This window comes from Ruegeria sp. YTSC106, assembly GCF_059609765.1.
The window spans coordinates 1-21,648 of record NZ_JBXWMI010000008.1 but is presented as its reverse complement, the minus strand read 5'-3'; the positions used below and the strand labels follow the sequence as shown (position 1 = coordinate 21,648).

Below are 21,648 nucleotides of genomic sequence, written 5' to 3'. Positions count from 1 at the left end.
AACAGAGGTATCGAGATGAATTTCATGCGGGGATATGTGGCGGTCATTGACCGCACGAACCGCTGGATCGGGCGCGTTGTCATGTACGGAATATTCGTCATGATGGGCATCCTGCTCTGGTCCTCGATCTCGAAAACGTTCTTTCTGCCATCGCTATGGACACTGGAGATGGCCCAGTTCGCAATGGTCGCCTACTACATTCTGGGCGGCCCTTATTCGATCCAGATGGGGTCCAACGTCCGCATGGACCTGCTGTACGGCGAATGGTCCGACCGCCGTCGGGCATGGACGGATGCGATCACCGTCTTTTTCCTGATAACCTATCTTGGTGTGATGATTTATGGCGGATACGACTCGCTGAGCTATTCGCTGCAATATGGTGAACGCAGCCCGACGGCGTGGCGTCCCTATCTGTGGCCGATCAAGGTCATAATGGTCGTGGGTCTGTTCCTGATGTTGCTTCAGGCAATCTCGGAACTGTTCAAAGATATTTTGCGCCTCCAGGGCGACGACATCCCGCGCGAGGTGATCTGATGTCCTACGAGTTGATCGCCATCCTGATGTTTTCGACCATGATGCTGATGCTAATGACGGGGCAGCGCGTTTTTGGCGCGATTGGTTTTGTCGCCGTGATGGCCGCCCTGTTCCTGTGGGGGGATCGCGGCGGCTATGACATAGGTTTTTCGGCAGCCATGAAGCTGATGAAATGGTACCCGCTGCTGACCCTGCCGATGTTCATCTTCATGGGCTACGTTCTGGCCGAGTCCAAAATCGCAGACGATCTGTACAAGATGTTCCACGTCTGGATGGGCGGTCTGAACGGCGGTCTCGCGATTGGCACGATTGGCCTTATGGTGCTGATTTCGGCCATGAACGGGCTGAGTGTTGCGGGCATGGCCATCGGAGCGACCATTGCGCTGCCTGAGTTGCTTAAACGTGGGTACGACAAGAAGATGGTGACCGGGGTGATACAAGCCGGATCATCACTGGGCATCCTTGTGCCACCCTCCGTCGTGCTGGTTCTTTATGCAATGATCGCGCGCCAGCCGGTTGGGCAACTGTGGCTTGCCGGGCTGCTTCCCGGGCTGATGATGGCTGCAATGTTCATCCTGTATATCGTGATCCGCTGCCGCATTAACCCGGCCTTGGGGCCAGCTCTGTCAGCCGAAGAGCGCGACGTGCCCATGGCAGAGAAACTGCGCCTGTTGCGCGCGGGCCTTCTGCCTTTGGCTATATTCGCCGCGATGATGGTGCCTTTCGTCAACGGCTGGACCTCGCTGGTCGAAAGCTCAGCCATCGGCGCCTTGACGGCGTTCGCCGCGGCCATTTTCAAAGGCCGTATGACACGCGAAGTATTCGAGACCTCGGTCCGGTCAACGTTGGGCATCACCTGTATGTTCATGTGGATCATCCTCGCCGCGCTCGCGTTCGGAGCCGTATTCGACGGGCTGGGCGCGGTGCGCGCAATCGAGAACCTGTTTACCGAACGTCTGGGCCTGAACCCTTGGCTGATCCTGATCTTGATGCAGCTCAGCTTTATTCTGATGGGCACGTTTCTGGACGACACTGCCATGCTGGTGATCGTCGCGCCTTTGTACGTTCCCCTGGTCGGCGCAATGGAATTCGATCTGATCTGGTATGGGGTGCTCTATACGATCACGACCCAGATCGCCTATATGACACCGCCCTTCGGCTATAACCTGTTCCTGATGCGCGCGATGGCACCGCCAGAGATTTCGCTGCGCGACATCTACGGGTCAATCCTGCCTTTCGTGATGGTGATGACGCTGGCGCTGGCGATTATCATGACCTTCCCGCAGATCGCGCTCTGGCTGCCCGAATACGTTTACAACAAATGATCCCGGATCAAACCGGGGCTTCGCGGGCAATCCCCGCATAACTGAAACTGACCAACGGAGAGAGAGAATGACGAACAGACGTACATTTCTGAAAGGTGCCGCGGCGGCCCCCGCTGCTGCGCTGGCGACGCCTGCACTGGCGCAATCGACCATCAGATGGCGGATGCAGACCTATGCCGGCCCGGCGTTGGCCGAACACGTGATCGACCCCGCCATCAAGATGTTCAACACAATCGCCGGCGACCGGATGCAGATCGAGCTGTTCTATGCCGATCAGCTGGTTCCAACGGGTGAATTGTTCCGCGCCATGCAGCGCGGCACGATTGATGCCGTGCAGTCGGATGATGACTCGATGGCGTCGCCCACCGAGGTCACTGTTTTCGGCGGCTATTTCCCATTCGCATCACGCTATTCTTTGGATGTGCCGGTTCTGTTCAACCAGTACGGCCTGAATGAAATCTGGGACGAGCAATATTCGGCAGTCGGTGTAAAACACATCTCGGCCGGTGCGTGGGACCCTTGCCACTTTGCCACCAAAGACCCGATCAACAGTCTCGCTGACCTGCAGGGCAAGCGTGTCTTCACCTTCCCGACTGCGGGCCGCTTCCTGTCTCAGTTCGGCGTTGTGCCGGTCACCCTGCCCTGGGAAGACATCGAAGTCGCGGTTCAAACTGGTGAGCTGGACGGCATCGCATGGTCTGGCATCACCGAAGACTACACTGTCGGCTGGGCGGATGTGACCAACTACTTCCTGACCAACAACATTTCGGGCGCATGGGCTGGATCGTTCTTCGCCAACATGGATCGCTGGAATGAGTTGCCCGAAGACCTGCAGACCTTGTTCCGCGTTTGCACCGATCAGTCGCACTATTATCGTCAGTGGTGGTACTGGGGCGGTGAAGCCAGCCTGCGCGTCAATGGCGACAAGATGCAGCTGACCTCGATTCCGGACGAAGAATGGGCGACGGTCGAGGCGGCCGCCGTTGCATTCTGGGATGAGATAGCAGCCGAGTCCGAGACCAAGGCGAAGGTTGTTGAAATCTTCAAACAATATAACGCCGACATGCTGAAGGCTGGACGGCCCTACCGCTACGGCTAAGAATTGGCCAAGCGACCTGCCCCTTCCGTGGGGGCGGGTCAAACAGGACGAATGGCCGATGATGGATCTCGGCAAAGATAAAGGTGGCACATGCTCACGTTCGAACATCTGAAAACGCAGGTATCCGAGGGTTCGGTTGACACGGTTTTGGTCTGCATGGTGGACATGCAGGGCCGATTGATGGGCAAACGATTTCACGCGGGCCATTTCGTGGCAGGCGCATGGGAAGAGACCCATTGCTGCAACTACCTGCTGGCCACCGATCTGGAGATGGCGACACCCGATGGCTATGCCTCGACCAGTTGGGAACGGGGCTATGGCGATTATGTCATGAAGCCGGACCTTAGCACCCTGCGCCCGGTGCCGTGGCTTGAGGGCACGGTGATGGTGATGTGTGATGTGCTGGATCATCACACCCATGAGGAAGTGCCGCACGCACCGCGTTCTATCCTGAAAAAGCAGGTCAACCGTTTGAAAGCCATGGGCTATGACGCCATGACGGCGACCGAGCTTGAGTTTTTCCTGTTCGAAAAGAGCTTTGATCAGATCCGCAAGGAAGGGTTCCGCGATCTGGCGCCGATATCAGGCTATAACGAAGACTATCACATCCTGCAGACCACCAAGGAAGAACATGTGATGCGTCCGATCCGCAACCATTTGTGGGATGCGGGTATTCCGGTTGAGAACACCAAAGGTGAGGCCGAGACTGGGCAGGAAGAGCTGAACATCAAATACGCGCCCGCCATGGATACAGCCGAGTACCATTCGATTGCCAAAAACGCGGTGAAAGAGATCGCGTGGCAGCATGGTCATGCGGCGACTTTCCTGCCGAAATGGCATCACGATAAGGTGGGCAGTTCATCCCACGTGCATCAGTCACTGTGGGCCGACGGCAAGCCCGCCTTTTACGATGACGCTGACGAACTGGGCATGTCGGCGCTGATGAAGAACTACATGGCCGGTCTGCTGAAATACGCCCCGGATTATACCTGTTTCATGGCACCCTACATCAACAGCTACAAACGCTTCATGAAAGGCACCTTCGCGCCGACGCGGATCATCTGGTCAGTGGACAACCGCACCGCTGGTTTCCGCCTGTGCGGAGACGGCACCAAGGCTGTGCGAGTCGAGTGCCGGATTCCGGGCTCAGATATGAACCCCTATCTGGCGATGGCTGGCATGCTGGCGGCAGGGATCGCGGGCATCGAAGAGGAGTTGGACTTGCAGCCACCCACCCAAGGGGACGTTTATCAGGGCGAGACTGGCATGATCCCTGGCAACCTTCGTGCGGCGCGGGATGCCCTGCATGGTTCGGTCATGTTGCGGGCGGCCATGGGCGATGACGTCGTCGACCACTATACCCGTGCTGCTGAGGTCGAAATCGAGGAGTTCGAGCGCGTGGTGACGGATTGGGAAATCGCCCGCGGGTTCGAGCGGGCGTGAGTTCGGGTCGTGCTGGGGGCTCTGCCCCCAGCCCCCGGGATATTTTTAGCCAGATGAAGCAGGGTTCCTGTTTCTTTAGGAAATGGAGTGAAAATGGGGCAGATATTGAAATGTGTCTCGCCGATCGACGGATCGGTTTTTGCCGAACGTGAAGTATTGTCGCGAGACGCCGCTTTCGGGGCCGCAGCCCGCGCTCGGGCTGCTCAGGCGGAATGGGCGACCCGTCCGTTGCAGGAGCGGATTGATCTTGTGATGGCTGGCGTGGCCGCCATTGGTGCCATGAACGATGAGATCGTGCCCGAACTGGCCCATATGATGGGTCGCCCGGTGCGTTATGGTGGTGAGTTCGGTGGGTTCAACGAACGCGCAAGCCACATGGCGAAGATTGCCGAGGCGTCCCTGGCAGATATCGCTGTGGGCGAGGATGAGACGTTCAAGCGTTATATCAAGCGCATCCCGCACGGGGTCGTCTTTGTGGTGGCGCCCTGGAACTACCCTTACATGACGGCGATCAACACGGTCGCACCGGCGCTTATCGCGGGCAACACGGTCGTCCTGAAACACGCCACCCAGACCTTGCTGGTGGGCGAGCGCATGGCAAGGGCGTTCCATTCGGCGGGTGTGCCCGAGGATGTGTTCCAGAACGTTTTCCTGAACCACGATGTTACGAACGACCTGATTGCGGGTAACGCGTTTGATTTTGTGAACTTCACCGGTTCGGTCGGCGGCGGCCAGGCGATGGAACGTGCCGCGGCGGGCACATTTACCGGCGTCGGCACCGAGCTGGGCGGCAAGGATCCCGGCTATGTCATGGACGACGCCGATCTGGATGCCGCAGTCGACACGCTGATTGACGGTGCGATGTTCAATTCGGGCCAGTGTTGTTGTGGTATTGAGCGGATCTATGTCCACGAAAGCCTCTATGATGACTTTGTCGCCAAGGCGGTGGACATCGTGAAGGGGTACAAACTGGGCAACCCGCTGGATGCCGAGACAACGATTGGCCCGATGGCCAATGTGCGTTTTGCCGATGAGGTGCGAGCACAGATCGCCGAGGCGGTTGCATCCGGCGCGGTCGCGCATATCGACACCTTCGCTGAAGACGATGGTGGCGCGTGCCTGACACCGCAAATCCTGACCAATGTCACCCATGACATGCGCGTGATGCGGGACGAGAGCTTTGGGCCCGTGGTGGGCATCATGAAAGTGTCGTCCGACGAAGAGGCCATCGCATTGATGAATGACAGTGAGTTTGGCCTGACCGCCAGCCTGTGGACCCGTGATGTGGATCGTGCGGCGCGGGTTGGTGACCGGATTGAAACGGGCACTGTGTTCATGAACCGCGCCGACTATCTGGACCCCGGCCTGTGCTGGACGGGCTGCAAGAATACCGGGCGCGGCGGCGGTCTGTCCGTGATCGGATATCACAACCTGACACGTCCCAAATCCTACCACCTCAAAAAGGTAACGGGCTAAGGACGACGGCCTGCTTCGGACCCACCCCCTCGCCGAAGCAGGCCTTATTTTGCAAAGGAAACCTGACATGACACTTGTTGGAAACTGGTCCTATCCGACCGCCATCAAATTCGGAGCTGGGCGCATCAGGGAATTACCCGAAGCCTGCGCCGCCGCCGGAATGAAGAAACCATTGCTGGTCACGGACAAGGGGCTGGCCGACCTGCCCATCACCACCGCGACACTGGATATCATGGACGTCGCTGGCCTGGGCCATGGGGTGTTCAGCGATGTGGACCCCAACCCGAATGAGAAGAACCTCGAGGCTGGAGTTGCGACCTACAACGCGGGTGGCCATGACGGGGTGATCGCCTTTGGCGGCGGCTCCGGGCTGGATCTGGGCAAGATGGTCGCATTCATGGCGGGTCAGACCCGCCCCGTTTGGGATTTTGAGGATATAGGCGACTGGTGGACCCGTGCCGATGCCGACGTTATCGCGCCGATCATTGCGGTTCCGACCACCGCAGGGACAGGGTCGGAAGTAGGCCGCGCAAGCGTCATCACCAATTCCGAGACCCATGCCAAGAAGATCATCTTTCATCCCAATGTTCTGCCCACCGTTGTGATTTGCGACCCGGATCTGACCGTCGGAATGCCCAAGTTCATTACGGCAGGAACAGGCCTGGACGCCTTCGCGCATTGCGTCGAAGCCTTCTCGAGCCCGCATTATCACCCAATGAGCCAGGGCATCGCGCTGGAAGGTATGCGACTGGTGAAGGAGTACTTGCCACGCGCTTATGCTGACGGTACCGATATCGAAGCCCGCGCCCAGATGATGAGCGCCGCTGCCATGGGCGCAACGGCATTCCAGAAGGGCCTTGGCGCGATCCACGCGATGAGCCACCCAATTGGTGCGGTATTCAACACCCATCACGGCACCACAAACGCGGTCTGCATGCCCACTGTTCTGGACTTCAACGCCCCGGCCATTGCAGACCGGTTCCAGCAAGCCGCGGCATATCTGGACATCGACGGTGGCTTCGATGGGTTCCGCGCCTTCGTGCAGGATTTCAACGACAGCCTTGGCATCCCCCGCACTCTGTCCGACCTGGGTGTGACCGAAGCCTCAATCGCAGAGCTTGTCGAAGGGGCGATCGTCGATCCTTCATGCGGCGGAAACCCGATTGAGTTGACGAAAGACAACCTGACGCAGCTGTTCAAGGCAGCTCTGTAAAACCAAGGGCCCGGCAGTGAGTTTCTGCCGGGCCCTACAAAACTGCGCAGCCTGTACCAGATCAGTGCCCGGTCAGCACCAGTGTGTTGACAGGCATCAGGATCAGACGCAAACGCAGACCGGCCGCATGCACTACTCCGATCGTGTCAACCACATGCAGGAAAGCCGCCTCCCAAAAGCCCAGATCCCCGTGCTCCAACCGCTCGTGGTTGTCTGTGTAGACATTGGCCAGACAATTGCTGCCCGGTGGAATGTCATCGGCCATACCTTTGTATAGCGGCTCCAAATAAACCAGAATCGAGCCGGGATTGCTGTTGGTCTGCACGTCCCGCAATTCATCCGATGGACGGATCTGGCCGGAAGGAATGACATCCTGCACCTCGACCACCACAGTGGGGATCACGGTGAATGGCTTGGTCATGCAGCCCAATTCGCCAATCATGCCCGGCTTTATCACCTGAGCAGACAGCTGGCTGAAAGCGGCCTGAAAGCGGTCATGTCCGGTGTGCGATGGCACTAGAATACCAGCAGGTCGCAACAACGGGCTTACGTAGTCACCGACCTGCAGGCCGAACTGTTCGACCCGCCCCGTGACGCCCGCGATGATTACGGTTTTGTCCAATTCGGTCTGCGCAGCATCCAGTTGCGCAATGGCACTTGCCAGCTGCGCGGGGATCAGTTCTTCAATCTGCTGCTCAACCGCAGCACGTTTGGATTCCGCGGCAAGAACCTGGGCCTCTCGCTGGGCAACAAGGTTTTCCAGCCTCTCAATCTCGGCCAACCTTACCGCGCTTGAACCTTCGTCACGCAGGGTTGTGTTGCGCTCAAGATCCTCCAGAGACTGCGCAAGCGCTGCCGTGGCACCGGCAATTCCAGCTTCGGCCTCGGCCAAGTCGGTTTCCGCAACCTTAAGTGAGGCCTGCACCTGTGCAATCTGCGCATTTGCCGCCTGAACCTGTGCAGTCTGACTAAAATCCTCGATCCGGAAAATCGGTTGCCCAGCGGTTACCAGCTCGTTGTTCTTGACAAAAACCTCGGAAACACGGCCACCCAATTGCGGCAGAATGGTCACTGTCCGGAAATAGGACGCCGCGGTTTTACTGGCTGGATGAAAATAAAACAGCGTGGTGATCACGGTCAGCGCCAGAATGGCACAGGTGGTCAACCCCCACCGCAGTTCGTACCACATGGTAAACAAGGTAATCTCGTGACCGATCCGCTTACCCTGAACGAACCGGCGGAACAGATAGTCGGGCAGCACCGTTATCAGGGCGCAGAGCATGGTCTCGATCATGTGGTTTGCTCCTGCGCATCGCTGGCTTCGGAATCCAGCGATGCCGGTACCGTTGTTTCAGGCACCGGTTCCGGAACAGGAGATTGACCAAGAGAACGAATGGCGTCGGCAATATTTCTAAGCGGGGTGGCAAAATCCGGAAACTGGAACCCCGCGACCAATATGGCGGCAACCCAGAAAAGCCCATTATGTGTGAACAGTGCCAGCAGCGCCAGAATACCCACCAATTGGAATTGCGGGTGATTGTTTTCGTGGGCCATTTTTTCAGGAACTGAATGAAGTGTCAGGTATCCGACACCGATCAACACCACCAGAACGACGAAAAAAACGACCATGGCGGAGAAAAGGTAATCGCTTCCGTCAGCTGCGACAACGTATCCGGGAATATGCCCTGTGGCCATTGGATGAAGGTCTGCTGCGGTCACCTTACCCTCCTGTTTATTTTGATACTTCTTTGACCGGGTTGAAGCACAATTTCAAGGCTGCTTATAGTTTGAAAACCCAAACGCGTGGCGAATGAGGAGCTTTAGGGTCAGCATGAAATTCAAGAAACCCATTGCATATCTGTCTCGAACGGATCGCAAATCATGATTGATTTCCTTATCATCGGCGGCGGAATTGCCGGGCTCAGTGCGGGTGCGCGCCTGTCGAAACATGGAACTGTGGTGGTTCTCGAAGCCGAAGACGCCCTGGGCTATCACGCATCGGGCCGGTCGGCGGCGTTGTTCGAAGAAAGCTATGGGCCTCCCTCGGTCGTCGCCCTGAACAAAGCGGGGGCCGCCTTCTTGCGCACACAGAATGGCGGGTACCTGACCCCGCGGGGTTTGATGCTGGTCGGAGCGGTTGAACAACCCGACATTTTTGAAGCCGATCGCGCCGATCTGAACATGGTGAAGATAACGATGGATCAGGCCATATCGCGCGTTCCGATCCTGAACCCGGACAAAGTCGGGTTTGCAGCCATCAGCGAAGCGGCCTTTGACATCGATACAGATCGCCTGTTGCAGGATTTCGCCCGGACCATCCGGCAAAACGGAGGAACGGTTTCGACGAAAAGCAAAGTCACCGGCATTCGAAAAGAAAAGCACTGGGTGGTTGAGGCCAATGAGATCTTTGACGCCCGCACTCTGGTCAACGCAGCCGGTGCCTGGGTGGATGAGGTTGCACAGCTTGCAGGGCTGCCTGGTATCGGCATCACACCTCGCCGTCGGTCGATGGCGCGTCTGCCCGCCCCCGGAGGGCATGACGTTTCTGTCTGGCCCATGATGCTGGGCGCTGGCGAGACATGGTACGCCAAACCGGATGCGGGCAAGCTTCTGGTCTCTCCCTCCGAAGCCGATCCGGTTCCGCCGCAGGATGCCTATGCAGATGATATGGTGTTGGCAGAGGGTCTGGCGCGGTATGAAGAGTTGATGACCGAGCCGGTCACAAGGGTTGAAACGAATTGGGCAGGTTTGCGCAGTTTTGCCCCTGACGGGACCTTGGTGCTTGGGCGCGACCCACTGGACCCTTCGTTTGTCTGGAGTGGCGGTCAGGGCGGGTATGGTTTTCAAACCTCACCGGCGGCCTCGCAACTGTTGTGCGATCTTGTTGTTGGAAACACACCCGAGCTGAAACCTGACATAGTAGGCATGTTGACCCCTGACAGGTTAAAACGATGATCAAACGCAGCCTCCCCTCTTCTGCAAGTGTTGCCAATGCGTCTGAAGATGGCAAGCTGGTGGCCCCGGCAGCATCCCGAAACACGGACGCCCTGTGTGCATTGCTGCAAGAATGGGGCCCGTCCCAAGGCCAGGCATTGGAAATTGCAAGCGGGACAGGTCAGCATGTCAGTGCCTTCGCCGAAGTGCTGCCCGGGCTGACCTGGCAGCCTTCGGAAGTTGAACCTGAGCGGCGCGTGAGTATCGACGCCTATACCCGCAACTCGCCCAATGTCGCGCAGGCCGTAGAACTGGATGCAGCGAATTCAGGCTGGCACAGGCGGATTTACGGCAAGGACCTGATCGTTCTGATCAACTTGATTCACTTGATCAGTTGGCAGGAAACCAGAACCATCGTTTCAGAAGTCGCCCAATCGCTGTCACCAAAGGGGCGGTTCATCTTGTACGGCCCATTCAAACGCTCGGGCCAACTCACCAGTGACGGGGATGTCCGCTTTCATGCGGCTTTGTTTCAACAAGACCCCGAAATCGGCTACAAAAACGACGGGGACATTCTGAATTTGTTCAAAAACGTCGGTCTGCACATGCTGGCTACGGTCGAGATGCCTGCCAACAACCTTGCATTCATTGCCGAGCGCCCTGTCGTCTGATCGAGATCAAAGTCAAACAGCTGTACCCCACTTCATATTCCGGTTGCGAAATATGAAGAAGGGCACTCAGAAATGGCATGGCAAGAAAAACTCTCGGCAACACGAAAGAGTTTGCGAAACCTGAACGGTTCTATCCCCGACACGACGCGCGCATTCGGAGCGCTTGGCAAAGCCGTCAAAGAGGGCGGTACACTCGACTACAAAACCAAGGAACTCATTGCGTTAGGCATGTCGGTCAGCCTGCGATGCGAACCCTGCATTACGCTGCACACCGAAGCGTTGGTCAAAGCGGGTGCGACGCGAGATGAGGTGTCCGACGTGTTGGCCATGGCCATTCAGATGGGCGGCGGGCCAGCCATGATGTACGCAGCCAAGGCACTTGAATGCTTCGACGAGCTTTCCGCATGACCAACAGAAAAGGCCCCGGCGGTTGCCGGGGCCTTTCTTTGATCAGCCGTCCTTGCGGATGGTTTCGTTTTTCGGATCATAGGGGCTGTCGCAGGTGACAACCGCATCCCACAGCTTGTCCTGCATTTTGACCTTCAGCTTTGTGCCTTCGACTGCCAGCTCGGGCTTTACATAACCCATGCCGATGGACTTCTCGAATGCCACGGAATAACCGCCCGAGGTCAATCGACCCACACGCTCGCCTTCCGGTGTGTACAGTGCCTCGCGGCCCCATGGGTCGGCATCCTCCGGGCCGTCGATCAGCAGGGTACAGCACTTCACGCGCACGCCGGTCTCTTCCAGCTTGGCCTTGCCGTAGAAGTCTTTCGACAAATCGACAAAGCGCGGCAGGTCGGCTTCCAGCGGGGTCGCATCGCGGCCCAGTTCGGTGCCGAAGGCGCGATAGGATTTCTCCTGCCGCAGCCAGTTCTGGGCGCGCGCACCGACCAGCTTCATGCCGTGCTTCTCACCGGCTTTTTCAAGAAGGTCGAACAGGTAGTTCTGCATCTCGATCGGGTGGTGCAGCTCCCAGCCCAGTTCGCCGGTATAGGCCACGCGGATCGCGTTGACCGGGCACATGCCCAGTTCGATCTGACGGGCCGACAGCCACGGGAAACGCTTGTTGGACAGCGCGGTTTCCGGATCGGCGTCTTTGATGACCTCTTTCAGAACGTCGCGCGACTTGGGTCCGGCGATGGCGAAGACGCCCCATTGCGTGGTCACGTCCTGGATTTCGATGTAACCGAACTCCTCCATCTTGTCCTCGGCCGCCTTACGGAGGTAGTCGGCGTCATACTCGGTCCAGGCACCGGCAGAGACGATGTAGTAGTTGTTCTCGCCATTGCGGACGATGGTGTATTCGGTGCGGGTGGTACCGTGCGACGTCAGCGCGTAGGTCAGGTTGATCCGACCGACCTTCGGCAACTTGTTGCAGGTGAACCAATCCAGGAACTGGGTGGCGCCGGGTCCTTTGACGACATGCTTGGTAAAGGCCGATGCGTCGATCAGGCCAACGCCTTCGCGGATCGATTTGGCCTCTTCGACGGCATATTGCCACCATCCACCACGGCGGAACGAACGGCTTTCCTTGTCGAAGTTATCCGGCGCATCGACGGGGCCGAAATAGTTTGGACGTTCCCAGCCGTTGACCCAGCCGAACTGTGCGCCGCGCGCTTTCTGACGGTCGTAGGCTGGAACGGTCCGCAGCGGGCGGCAGGCTTCACGCTCTTCGTCCGGATGGTGCAGGATATAGACGTGCTCATAGCACTCTTCGTTCTTGCGGGCCGCGAACTCGGTGGTCATCCAGTTGCTGCTGTAGCGTTTGGGGTCCAGCGAGGCCATGTCGATCTCGGCTTCGCCATCTACCATCAACTGCGCCAGATAATAGCCGGTGCCGCCGGCGGCGGTAATACCGAAGCTGAAACCTTCTGCCAACCACATATTGCGCAGACCCGGTGCAGGACCAACCAGCGGGTTGCCGTCAGGCGTATAGCAGATCGGGCCGTTGAAATCGTCCTTCAGGCCGGATTCGGCGCAGGACGGCACACGCTCGGCCATGGCCATGTACTGATCCGCAATCCGATCCAGATCCAGCGGGAACAGGTCTGCGCGGAAGCTGTCCGGCACACCGTGTTCAAACCGCGCGGGGGCGCCGTGTTCATAGATACCCAGAATCCAGCCACCGCGCTCTTCACGCGCATAGGATTCGTTGTCCGCATCGCGCACAACGGGGTGTTCGGGGTTGCCCGCTTCACGCCATTTGACCAATTCCGGGTCTTTGTCCATGACGATGAACGTATGCTCGACCGGGATCGCCGACATCTTGATGCCCAGCATCTTGGCGGTGCGCTGTGCGTGGTTGCCCGATGCAGTGACGACATGCTCGGCAGTGATCACGACCTTCTCATCGCTCTCGACAAGATTGCCGCCTTTTTCCACCATCTTGGTGCAGGTGACTTCCCAATGGGTGCCATTCCAGTGGAAGGCATCCGCCTGCATCTTGCGCACGATCTCTACACCACGCTGACGGGCCCCCTTGGCCATCGCCTGAGTCACGTCAGCCGGGTTAATGTAGCCGTCCTCGGTGTGATAGATCGCACCCTTCAGATCCGATGTCTCGATCAGGGGCCAACGCTCCTTGATCTGGTCGGGGGTCAGCCATTCGTACGCGACATCGCAGGTCTCCGCTGTCGAGGCGTAGAGCATATACTCATCCATGCGCTCTTGCGTCTGTGCCATGCGCAGGTTGCCGACAACGGCAAAACCCGCATTCAGCCCGGTTTCTTCTTCCAGCGTCTTGTAGAAGTCGACCGAGTACTTGTGGATGTGAGTTGTCGCATAGGACATGTTGAACAGTGGCAGCAGACCAGCCGCGTGCCAGGTGGACCCGGACGTCAGCTCGTCCCGTTCGATCAACATCACATCATCCCAGCCCGCTTTGGCCAGATGATAGGCAATCGAGGTCCCAACGGCGCCGCCGCCAACGACCAATGCTTTGACTTGGGTTTTCATAACCGGGCGTCTCCCCTTGAAATCAGTTGACACCATATGGCGCACTTGAGGGGGATCGCGCGACATTCATCCGACCAGTGATATGAAAAAAACGACCCGAACATCGAAAGCGGATCGAAGATCAGGCATGAAACCCCTGATCTCAACCGCTGGAGCGACAGCGCTTGCTTGTCCCGATCGTGGTGCAGACGAGCTTCCGAATGTCCTCTGACGGCGTCTTAGCCGCAGGTTCCTCTGGCTGTACAGGTTGAGCTTCTGCTTCGAACCAACTGTCCGAGATTCCGACACGCGAGGATACCGAGGCAAGATAACCTTTGATACCCAGCCCAGTCTCGGATGCCTTGGCTTGCTGAGTATAATCCAGCCCAGCAACGACCACCGCACAGACTGCTGCAAACCCTGCCAGATATTTTGCACTCATGTCGACCACCTGTTCTCAATCAAGTCTGAGAAACCAAAACATGTGGACGATTTGAAGGCGCAATGCGGGCCAGAACGCGAAAATCATTACGATTGGTCGGACAAAACCTTGCCGGGATTCATGATATTTTCGGGGTCCAGAGCGGCCTTGATCGCCGCCATATACTGCGTGGCAGCACCCAGTTCCTTGATGAGGTAAGGCATTTTGCCCTGACCGATGCCGTGTTCACCTGTACAGGTGCCTTCCATTGAAATTGCCAGATCATTCAACCAGCCGACAAACTCTTCGGCTTTGGCAACTTCTTCGGTATTTTCCATGTCGATCAGTAGAAGCGAGTGGAAGTTCCCATCCCCCACATGCCCGACCATTGGCGCGAGCAAACCAAGATTGGATGCCTTCTGTTGGGTGCTGGTCACACATTCCGCCAGACGCGAGATCGGCACGCAGACATCTGTGGAAATGCCACGCGCGCCGGGGCGCAGTTGCAGGCACGCCCAATACATATCATGCCGGGCCTGCCAAAGCTTGTTCCGCTCTTCGGTGGTCGAGGTCGCAGCAAAGTCAGTGCCGCCGAACTCCTCGACGATCTGACCAAAGGTTTCAGCCTGTTCCGCTGCACCGTTTTCAGAGCCATGGAATTCAAGCAGCAACAACGGCGTTTCCGGCAGGCATAGCCCGGAATAGGCGTTTGCCGCCTGAACCGACATTTCATCCAGCAACTCTATTCGGGCGACCGGAATGCCATACTGAATGGTCATCATCACAGCACGACACGCTGCATCGACCGATGGAAAAGAACACCTGGCCGAGCTGATCGCTTCGGGGATGCCTTGCAACCGCAGAGTCAACTCGGTGATGATCCCCAACGTACCTTCCGCCCCAATCAAAAGACGTGCCAGATCATACCCGGCCGATGACTTCTTGGCTCTGTGACCGGTACGGATGATCTGGCCGTCCGGCATGACCGCCTCAAGGCTGAGAACGTTGTCCCTCATCGTTCCATACCGCACCGCATTGGTGCCCGAAGCGCGGGTCGCGGCCATACCGCCCAGCGAGGCATTCGCCCCCGGGTCAATCGGAAAGAACAGACCCTGGTCCCGCAAATGGGTGTTCAGCGCCTCACGCGTGACGCCGGGCTGCACGACGCAATCCAGATCTCCGGCGTGGACCGCCAGCACCTTGTCCATCTGCATCAGATCGACCGAGATTCCCCCCGCTGGCGCATTCACATGCCCTTCCAGCGACGTTCCAGTGCCGAAGGGGATCACCGGTACCCTGTGCGCGGCACAGGTTTTGACGATTTCCGAAACCTCCTGCGTTGTATGCGGGAAAACCACAGCATCCGGGCTCTGGTTTTCAATCCAGGTCGTAGTGTGTCCGTGCTGTTCCCGGATTGCGGCACCAGTTTGCAACCTGTCGCCAAAGCGTTGTTTCAGAACACCTATGACGGTTTCGATACCTGTTTCATTCCGAGGCAAAGCGGTCGCCTGCACCATCGTCATCCTCCCTTTCCCCAACACATCGCGGGCCTTTCAGTCTATGACTAATTGGCCCACTAAGTGCGGGCAATCCCCACAAATACCGAGGAACTATTCGCCCAGCGCAATACCTTCGCGGCGCGGGTCGGCACCACCGCTCAGCCCGCCGCCAATTTCGATGGCGTGAAGGCCAGATGTCAGGTCACGCGGATTTACCTCGAAGCCAAGCTCGGTCAGCCCGTCAGAAAAGCCTTCTGCAGAGGTCCCGGCCTCGACGTCGTAAGTCCCGAAACGATTGACCAGATGCGGCAGTGACACGGCTTGTTGCACATCCATTCCCCAGTCGGCCCAGGCGATGATCGACTTGGCCACATAGCCGATGATCCGACTGCCACCCGGAGAACCAATAGCCAAAACCGGCGCGCCATCCTGCATCACGATGGTCGGGCTCATGGACGAACGCGGACGTTTTCCGGGCTCCAGCCGGTTGGCAATCGGCACGCTGTTACTGTGGGTCTTGAACGAAAAATCCGTCAGTTCGTTGTTCAGAAGGAACCCGTTTGTCATCAGGCGTGAACCAAAGCCGTTCTCGATGGTCGTGGTCATCGACAGCACGTTGCCATAGCCATCCACGATCGAGATATGCGAGGTCGAGGGCAATTCCAGCGACACATCATCCGCCCAGTTCAGCGCGTGATCGAATTCTGGTTGCCCCGGTCCGACCTCTGCCAAAGCGCCTTCGGAGTCCAGCAATTCAGCACGTTGCGACAGGTACGCCGGATCGACCAGCCCGCTGGTCGGCATGGGTACGAAATCGCTGTCGGCCATGTAGCGGCCCCGGTCCGCAAAGGCGAGACGCGAAGCGTCTCCGATCAGCCGCCACGCCTCGGCGCTTTCCGAGCCCATGGCCGCCAGATCATAGCTGTTCAGCATCCCCAGAATTTGCCCCACGGTCAACGCACCCGACGACGGCGGGCCCATGCCGCAGACTTCATAGGCACGGTATTCTGCGCAAACCGGCTCGCGTTCGATCACCTGATACAGCGCAAGATCCGCGCCGGACAGAACACCGGGATTGCCGGGAGCGTTGCGAACCGTGCGCACGATATCTGCTGCAATCTCACCACCGTAGAATCCAGCCGCCCCGTCACTGGCCAACACACGCAGTGTTTCGGCATAAGCCGGGTTCATCAGGCGCTGCCCCTGCTGCAACGGTTCGCCTCCCGGCAGGAAGTATTCAGCGGTTTCCGGGAAGTGCGACAGGCGCTCGGCATCGTTTTCGACAAGGCTGGCCAGACGTGGGGACACCAGGAACCCTTCGTCCGCCAACCGGATTCCATCGGCAAACAATCCCGGCCACGCAGAACGGCCCCAGCGGCGATGCGCCTCTTCCAGCAAAGCAGGTGTGCCCGGAGTACCCACGGACAGCCCACCAACAACTGCGTCGAAGAACTTCAGCGGCTCTCCGCTTTCGTCTTGAAACAGGGTCGGTGTGGCCGCAAGCGGTGCGGTTTCACGTCCGTCTAGGGTTGTCATCTGCCCGGTCGCTGCGTCGTACCAGACCAGAAACGCACCACCGCCCAAGCCCGAGGATTGAGGCTCGACCAGGCCCAACACGACCTGCACCGCTACCATTGCGTCTGCGGCGGATCCACCTGCGCGCAATACTCTGGCTCCGGCTTCCACGGCCAGCGGGTTGGCTGCGGCAATCATCCAGGTCTCAGACGTGACCGGAATACCATCTAGCTTGGCCTCGAGCGCGGCGATGACCTCTTCTGTCATGGCCTGCACCTGCCCTTCCGTGGCCGTTTCCGGCGCAACGGCATCGGCCGCTTCCTGAGCGAACCCCTGGGTTGCACAACACAATGCAGAAAGCAGTAGAACTGAAACACGTCTCATCTGATCAAATCCTCCAATACATCCTTAATTATCAAAACTGTACGCCGAACACACTCTGAACAAGGATAAGCTGCACGGGCATGAACACACGGCAGACTTCCGCCACATGAGTTAAGCCTTTAAGCCGTCTGCCAATCGACCCTGGTCAAAGCGGGTCATTCCACAGAAATCAGGCAACCACGCTTCACGCCGGGTGACCCAGCTTTCATAAGTTGGCGTCAACTGGTCTGGCGCATCAAGGCACCCAAGATGCACTTCCACTTCAGCTCCGCTGCGCGCAAAGACCGGAGAGCCGCAGCCAGGGCAAAAGAACCTGTCAACATAGCCGCGCGCTTCGCCGGAAACCTCAATTCTGTCATCCGGGAAAACGGCCGCCGCATAGAACAAAGCGCCATGATGCTTGAGACAATCCAGACAGTGACAAATCCCGACCCTGAGAGGACGACCTGAAGCTTTGATGCGCAGATTTCCACATCGGCATCCTCCTTCATAAACGTCCATTCCTGCTCCTTTCCGGAGTGCTACAGCATCGCCGGCACAACCTGATCCGGCGGGCGGTGGCCGTCTTCGAAAGTCTTGATGTTGATAATGACCTTCTCGCCCATCTCCACCCGGCCCTCCAGCGTTGCCGATCCCATATGAGGTAACAGAACCACATTGGGCAACTGCCGCAGGCGCGGGTTCACGTCAGTGCCCTGTTCGTAGACATCCAGCCCCGCCCCCGCAATTTCACCTGCACGGATCATCCGGGTCAGGGCATTTTCATCCACGACTTCGCCACGTGACGTGTTTACGATCACTGCCGAGGGTTTCATCAGTTTCAGACGACGTGCGTTCATCAGATGGAAAGTCGACGGCGTTGAGGGGCAATTGACCGAGATCACGTCCATCCGCGCGACCATCTGATCCAGGCTTTCCCAATAGGTTGCCTCCAGTTCCTGCTCAGTCTCTGGGCGCAGCCTGCGACGGTTGTGATAGTGGACCTGCATTCCAAACGCGTTTGCACGCCGCGCTACTGCCTGCCCGATCCGTCCCATGCCCAGAATACCCAGACGACGACCTCCGATACGACCTCCCAGAAAAGCGGTGGGTGCCCAGCCGGACCAATCTCCTTGCTGCATCACACTCAGACCTTCGGGAATGCGTCTGGTAACTGCCAGGATCAGGGCCATCGTCATGTCGGCGGTGTCATCAGTCAGCACACCCGGCGTGTTCGACACCAGAATACCGCGCTGACGCGCTGTGGACACATCAATATTGTCGACACCAGCCCCGTAATTGGCAATGAGCTTCAGCTTTTCGCCCGCCTGCCCCAGTAGACCGCTATCAATCGCATCAGTTACCGTAGGCACCAGCACATCGGCGTCTTGCACTGCGGCCACCAGTTCCTCGCGCGTCATCGGAGTGTCATCGTCGCGCAAGCGCACGTCAAATAACTCGCTCAAACGTGTTTCGACCGCTTCGGGCAACCGTCGCGTAACGACAACACTCAAACGTTCTCTTGGCACCTCGGCCCTCCCACTGCTTTGCAAACGGACGCGCGCCATGGCATCGTGGCGCAGGAAAAGGCGGGGCACAAGAACCCCTTTGGCATTGAGTCGACCTTTTTTCGGAACCGGATCAACAGGCATAAGAGCAGGCAGTCAGTGAGTGGTATTCGACCGGTAAAACGCCGTTGTCTGGCGGCACTATCCGTATTTCTGGTCATGTTCGGCGCGTGGGCTGCTCATGCCGACGTGAAACGTGGATCAGTCACCAACCTGCCCCTACCCCGTTATGTCTCGATGAAAGCGGCCGAAGGCAACGTTCGACGCGGGCCTTCTTTGACACACCGAATCGACTGGGTGTTCAAACGGCGCGGCATGCCGCTGCAGGTTACTGCCGAATACGGCAATTGGCGAAGGGTTCAGGACCGCGACGGCGCTGGAGGCTGGGTTCACTACGCTTTGCTGTCGGGCGTTCGGACAGTGCTGGTTGAAGCCGAAATGCTGCCTGTCTATGCCCGACCTGATCCGACCTCGCCCGTGAATGCGCATTTCGAATCCGGGGTAGTGGCCCGGCTGGGAACCTGTTCGCTGGACTGGTGCCGGATCACCGCCGGCGGGTATCGGGGTTGGACATTGAAATCGAACCTTTGGGGTGTCGACCCGTCCGAGATTCGCGAATAACCACTGGGCTGAACTCCCCCGCATCGCGGACTCGCGACAAGGTGTTTGAGTTTCCCGCCGATATGCTGTGAAACTCGACCAAAACGGAGACGATCATGCGCGCAGTTACATATTCCACCTTCGGAGACCCGGCTGATGTCCTGCGGATACAGGACCTCCCTCCGGTCCGGCCGGGTCCGGGCGAGGTCACGGTAGAGCTGTCCTTTTCCGGAGTGAACCCTTCCGACGTCAAAGCCCGCGCTGGGACCAGACCGGGCGTGACAGAGCCGCAGTTCCCCCTGATCATCCCGCACAGTGACGGCGCCGGTGTGATCTCGGCCGTAGGCGATGGAGTATCCGCATCTCGGATCGGTCAACGCGTGTGGATCTGGAACGGGCAATGGCAACGCCCGTTTGGCACCGCCGCCAGCCACATCACTCTTCCCGATGCGCAGGCCGTCGCCCTGCCGGATACAGTGTCGTTACAGACCGGTGCGATTCTGGGCATCCCCGGTCTCACCGCCAGCCATGCGGTGTTTTCAGGCGGCTGCCCCGATGGGCATACGATCTTGATACACGGTGGCGCTGGCACCGTCGGCTTTCTGGCTGTTCAACTTGCCAAATGGGCAGGCGCGCGTGTGATCGCGACCGCCAGCCCTCGCAACTTTGACAGGGTCAAGGCAGCCGGGGCAGATATCGTACTTGATTACGCCAGCGAAGATCTTTCGACCGAGATTCTCGAAGCAAATGGCGGGCAAGCAATCGGTCGAATCGTCGACGTCGAATTCGGTCGAAACATTCAAACAAACGCCGTGGTCATCGCCGAGAACGGCCGCATCAACGCCTATGGCTCTGCCCAAGACATGACACCCGTGTTTCCGTTCGGACCGATGATGTTCAAAGCCATGACGCTTGAGACCATTTTGATTTATCTTCTTCCGTCGGATCTGCGTACCCTTGCCGTGAAGACCCTTCACAGGGCCTTGGCTGATGGCGCTTTGACCTGCCCTGTTCAAAAGGTTTTTGCACTGGAAGAATGCGCGTCCGCTCATGCAATGGTGCAGGACGGAAACCGTACCGGAGCTGTGTTGATCGACACCAAATGACCGCCCTGAAAAAAATCTGTTCAACGTGAGTTTTTTTGACAAAACGCTCTTGATCCCTGCCAGCAACAATCGTAGATAGCCGCTCACCGTTGGGGTGTAGCCAAGTGGTAAGGCAGCGGTTTTTGGTACCGTGTATCGTAGGTTCGAATCCTACCACCCCAGCCATCTTTTCCAGAAAAGCCAGAAAAATAAGGGGAAAACCTCCCCTTCCTCCCGTCGTGTATCCCAGTCCTCCGGCTGTGAGATACAAGGTGGGATACCCGACCATTTGGACTTGCCCTTTTGCACCCCTATCAGCTTTTTGGCATAGTGTTCAAAGCTGGTGGCTTTCTTCTTGGCGTGGTCGCTGTTGGCTATGCTGCGGTACGTGTCGGCAAACTCTTAAGCCACTTCCATGGCCTCGATCCGTGATTTTTCCTTTGTGGACCGCAGTACATATCCGCCCTTCATTGTGTCCCAAAGGCGAACGTGCCAATAGGGGCTACGATCATACTGTAGGATAGCCAGCCCTCGACGCAGAGGTTTTTGCTTGGAGATTTGGTTTTTTTGAATCTTTGGACAAGTCGGAGCCGAATTAGGAGCGCATAACAGTGCATAACTTTTACGGCTGAAATTTTGAACTCTCAACGTTCGGAATTTACAAACTATTTCAGTGAGTTAATGGTGCCTGGGGGGCGGATTCTAGCTCTTTTAATTTCAACCACTTACGGGGCGAATTTTCAAGCTTTACGTCGATTTTACGTCTTTCTAGCCAATTAGTGATCCTCAACTTTTTGGGTGACGTAAAGTACATCGCGCCTGAAAATTGCGTGCCTGCCAAGAACAAAAAACCATGCGTTGGAAGCATGGAATCTTCAGCATGTATGCTTAGGTTCTGGACCTATTAATTTGGTTGTCGCCATCCCGCCTGCGTGATTCATACCCGCGAGCTTCAGGGGTATAAC

Annotated in this window: 19 protein-coding genes and 1 tRNA gene; 12 read left to right on the top strand and 8 right to left on the bottom strand. The window is 57.8% G+C overall.

Features of this window, described 5'->3' with window-relative positions; all coding sequences use genetic code 11:
* Positions 1-15: 15 nt before the first annotated feature.
* From AC2FEB_RS12450 to AC2FEB_RS12425, 6 genes are all read left to right on the top strand, one after another.
* The gene (locus AC2FEB_RS12450) at positions 16-534 is read left to right on the top strand and encodes a TRAP transporter small permease subunit (RefSeq protein WP_496675719.1); all 519 of its coding nucleotides are present in this window, start codon (positions 16-18) and stop codon (positions 532-534) included.
* On the top strand, positions 534-1,859 hold the full coding sequence (locus AC2FEB_RS12445; RefSeq protein WP_496675717.1) for a TRAP transporter large permease: 1,326 nt from the start codon (positions 534-536) through the stop codon (positions 1,857-1,859). Before AC2FEB_RS12450 ends, AC2FEB_RS12445 begins: the two co-directional genes overlap by 1 nt.
* A 67-nt stretch (positions 1,860-1,926) precedes the next feature.
* Entirely contained in the window at positions 1,927-2,958 is a 1,032-nt protein-coding gene (locus AC2FEB_RS12440) for a TRAP transporter substrate-binding protein (protein WP_299895090.1), read from the top strand.
* 90 nt (positions 2,959-3,048) lie between these two features.
* Complete coding sequence (locus AC2FEB_RS12435) at positions 3,049-4,401, top strand: glutamine synthetase family protein (RefSeq protein ID WP_299895093.1); 1,353 nt, start codon at positions 3,049-3,051, stop codon at positions 4,399-4,401.
* A 93-nt stretch (positions 4,402-4,494) separates the two neighbouring features.
* Positions 4,495-5,877 (top strand): aldehyde dehydrogenase family protein, encoded by a 1,383-nt coding sequence (locus AC2FEB_RS12430; protein WP_117868206.1) that lies wholly within the window; start codon positions 4,495-4,497, stop codon positions 5,875-5,877.
* A 67-nt stretch (positions 5,878-5,944) separates the two neighbouring features.
* Complete coding sequence (locus tag AC2FEB_RS12425) at positions 5,945-7,090, top strand: iron-containing alcohol dehydrogenase (protein WP_496675712.1); 1,146 nt, start codon at positions 5,945-5,947, stop codon at positions 7,088-7,090.
* Between the two features lie 61 nt (positions 7,091-7,151).
* Here the strand turns inward: AC2FEB_RS12425 and AC2FEB_RS12420 are convergent, their stop codons facing one another.
* Together AC2FEB_RS12420 and AC2FEB_RS12415 are read right to left on the bottom strand one after the other, a co-directional pair.
* Entirely contained in the window at positions 7,152-8,384 is a 1,233-nt protein-coding gene (locus AC2FEB_RS12420; RefSeq protein WP_496675710.1) for an HlyD family secretion protein, read from the bottom strand.
* Positions 8,381-8,809 (bottom strand): hypothetical protein, encoded by a 429-nt coding sequence (locus AC2FEB_RS12415; RefSeq protein ID WP_496675707.1) that lies wholly within the window; start codon positions 8,807-8,809, stop codon positions 8,381-8,383. Before AC2FEB_RS12415 ends, AC2FEB_RS12420 begins: the two co-directional genes overlap by 4 nt.
* A gap of 162 nt (positions 8,810-8,971) precedes the next feature.
* Here AC2FEB_RS12415 and AC2FEB_RS12410 point away from each other — a divergent pair, with 162 nt between their 5' ends.
* From AC2FEB_RS12410 to AC2FEB_RS12400, 3 genes are all read left to right on the top strand, one after another.
* On the top strand, positions 8,972-10,045 hold the full coding sequence (locus tag AC2FEB_RS12410; protein ID WP_496675705.1) for an NAD(P)/FAD-dependent oxidoreductase: 1,074 nt from the start codon (positions 8,972-8,974) through the stop codon (positions 10,043-10,045).
* Entirely contained in the window at positions 10,042-10,695 is a 654-nt protein-coding gene (locus AC2FEB_RS12405) for a DUF938 domain-containing protein (protein WP_496675703.1), read from the top strand. The genes AC2FEB_RS12410 and AC2FEB_RS12405 overlap by 4 nt, the downstream gene beginning before the upstream one ends.
* Before the next feature lie 72 nt (positions 10,696-10,767).
* The gene (locus AC2FEB_RS12400) at positions 10,768-11,103 is read left to right on the top strand and encodes a carboxymuconolactone decarboxylase family protein (RefSeq protein WP_496675700.1); all 336 of its coding nucleotides are present in this window, start codon (positions 10,768-10,770) and stop codon (positions 11,101-11,103) included.
* Between the two features lie 42 nt (positions 11,104-11,145).
* Here the strand turns inward: AC2FEB_RS12400 and AC2FEB_RS12395 are convergent, their stop codons facing one another.
* The 6 genes from AC2FEB_RS12395 to AC2FEB_RS12370 form a co-directional block, all read right to left on the bottom strand.
* Entirely contained in the window at positions 11,146-13,653 is a 2,508-nt protein-coding gene (locus AC2FEB_RS12395; protein WP_496675697.1) for a GcvT family protein, read from the bottom strand.
* A gap of 142 nt (positions 13,654-13,795) precedes the next feature.
* Positions 13,796-14,074, bottom strand: coding sequence for a hypothetical protein (locus AC2FEB_RS12390; protein ID WP_496884085.1), 279 nt, complete (start codon positions 14,072-14,074; stop codon positions 13,796-13,798).
* 86 nt (positions 14,075-14,160) lie between these two features.
* Positions 14,161-15,570 (bottom strand): FAD-binding oxidoreductase, encoded by a 1,410-nt coding sequence (locus AC2FEB_RS12385; RefSeq protein WP_496675850.1) that lies wholly within the window; start codon positions 15,568-15,570, stop codon positions 14,161-14,163.
* Between the two features lie 93 nt (positions 15,571-15,663).
* Positions 15,664-17,451 (bottom strand): gamma-glutamyltransferase, encoded by a 1,788-nt coding sequence (gene ggt, locus AC2FEB_RS12380; RefSeq protein ID WP_496675692.1) that lies wholly within the window; start codon positions 17,449-17,451, stop codon positions 15,664-15,666.
* A gap of 111 nt (positions 17,452-17,562) precedes the next feature.
* Positions 17,563-17,952, bottom strand: coding sequence for a GFA family protein (locus AC2FEB_RS12375; RefSeq protein ID WP_496675689.1), 390 nt, complete (start codon positions 17,950-17,952; stop codon positions 17,563-17,565).
* A 20-nt stretch (positions 17,953-17,972) separates the two neighbouring features.
* On the bottom strand, positions 17,973-18,959 hold the full coding sequence (locus tag AC2FEB_RS12370; RefSeq protein WP_117872586.1) for a 2-hydroxyacid dehydrogenase: 987 nt from the start codon (positions 18,957-18,959) through the stop codon (positions 17,973-17,975).
* 198 nt (positions 18,960-19,157) lie between these two features.
* On the opposite strand from AC2FEB_RS12370, the gene AC2FEB_RS12365 reads away from it, so the two are divergent.
* From AC2FEB_RS12365 to AC2FEB_RS12355, 3 genes are all read left to right on the top strand, one after another.
* Complete coding sequence (locus AC2FEB_RS12365; protein ID WP_496675846.1) at positions 19,158-19,619, top strand: SH3 domain-containing protein; 462 nt, start codon at positions 19,158-19,160, stop codon at positions 19,617-19,619.
* Positions 19,620-19,714: 95 nt separating this feature from the next.
* The gene (locus tag AC2FEB_RS12360) at positions 19,715-20,704 is read left to right on the top strand and encodes an NADPH:quinone reductase (protein ID WP_496675687.1); all 990 of its coding nucleotides are present in this window, start codon (positions 19,715-19,717) and stop codon (positions 20,702-20,704) included.
* 90 nt (positions 20,705-20,794) lie between these two features.
* Positions 20,795-20,869 (top strand) — tRNA-Gln (locus AC2FEB_RS12355).
* Positions 20,870-21,648: the final 779 nt, after the last annotated feature.

Coding starts and splice junctions, on each gene's coding strand:
- AC2FEB_RS12450 (WP_496675719.1), top strand. CDS start 16: ATGAATTTCATGCGGGGATATGTGGCGGTCATTGACCGCACGAACCGC.
- AC2FEB_RS12445 (WP_496675717.1), top strand. CDS start 534: ATGTCCTACGAGTTGATCGCCATCCTGATGTTTTCGACCATGATGCTG.
- AC2FEB_RS12440 (WP_299895090.1), top strand. CDS start 1,927: ATGACGAACAGACGTACATTTCTGAAAGGTGCCGCGGCGGCCCCCGCT.
- AC2FEB_RS12435 (WP_299895093.1), top strand. CDS start 3,049: ATGCTCACGTTCGAACATCTGAAAACGCAGGTATCCGAGGGTTCGGTT.
- AC2FEB_RS12430 (WP_117868206.1), top strand. CDS start 4,495: ATGGGGCAGATATTGAAATGTGTCTCGCCGATCGACGGATCGGTTTTT.
- AC2FEB_RS12425 (WP_496675712.1), top strand. CDS start 5,945: ATGACACTTGTTGGAAACTGGTCCTATCCGACCGCCATCAAATTCGGA.
- AC2FEB_RS12420 (WP_496675710.1), bottom strand. CDS start 8,384: ATGATCGAGACCATGCTCTGCGCCCTGATAACGGTGCTGCCCGACTAT.
- AC2FEB_RS12410 (WP_496675705.1), top strand. CDS start 8,972: ATGATTGATTTCCTTATCATCGGCGGCGGAATTGCCGGGCTCAGTGCG.
- AC2FEB_RS12405 (WP_496675703.1), top strand. CDS start 10,042: ATGATCAAACGCAGCCTCCCCTCTTCTGCAAGTGTTGCCAATGCGTCT.
- AC2FEB_RS12400 (WP_496675700.1), top strand. CDS start 10,768: ATGGCATGGCAAGAAAAACTCTCGGCAACACGAAAGAGTTTGCGAAAC.
- AC2FEB_RS12395 (WP_496675697.1), bottom strand. CDS start 13,653: ATGAAAACCCAAGTCAAAGCATTGGTCGTTGGCGGCGGCGCCGTTGGG.
- AC2FEB_RS12390 (WP_496884085.1), bottom strand. CDS start 14,074: ATGAGTGCAAAATATCTGGCAGGGTTTGCAGCAGTCTGTGCGGTGGTC.
- AC2FEB_RS12385 (WP_496675850.1), bottom strand. CDS start 15,570: ATGGTGCAGGCGACCGCTTTGCCTCGGAATGAAACAGGTATCGAAACC.
- ggt (WP_496675692.1), bottom strand. CDS start 17,451: ATGAGACGTGTTTCAGTTCTACTGCTTTCTGCATTGTGTTGTGCAACC.
- AC2FEB_RS12375 (WP_496675689.1), bottom strand. CDS start 17,952: ATGGACGTTTATGAAGGAGGATGCCGATGTGGAAATCTGCGCATCAAA.
- AC2FEB_RS12365 (WP_496675846.1), top strand. CDS start 19,158: ATGTTCGGCGCGTGGGCTGCTCATGCCGACGTGAAACGTGGATCAGTC.
- AC2FEB_RS12360 (WP_496675687.1), top strand. CDS start 19,715: ATGCGCGCAGTTACATATTCCACCTTCGGAGACCCGGCTGATGTCCTG.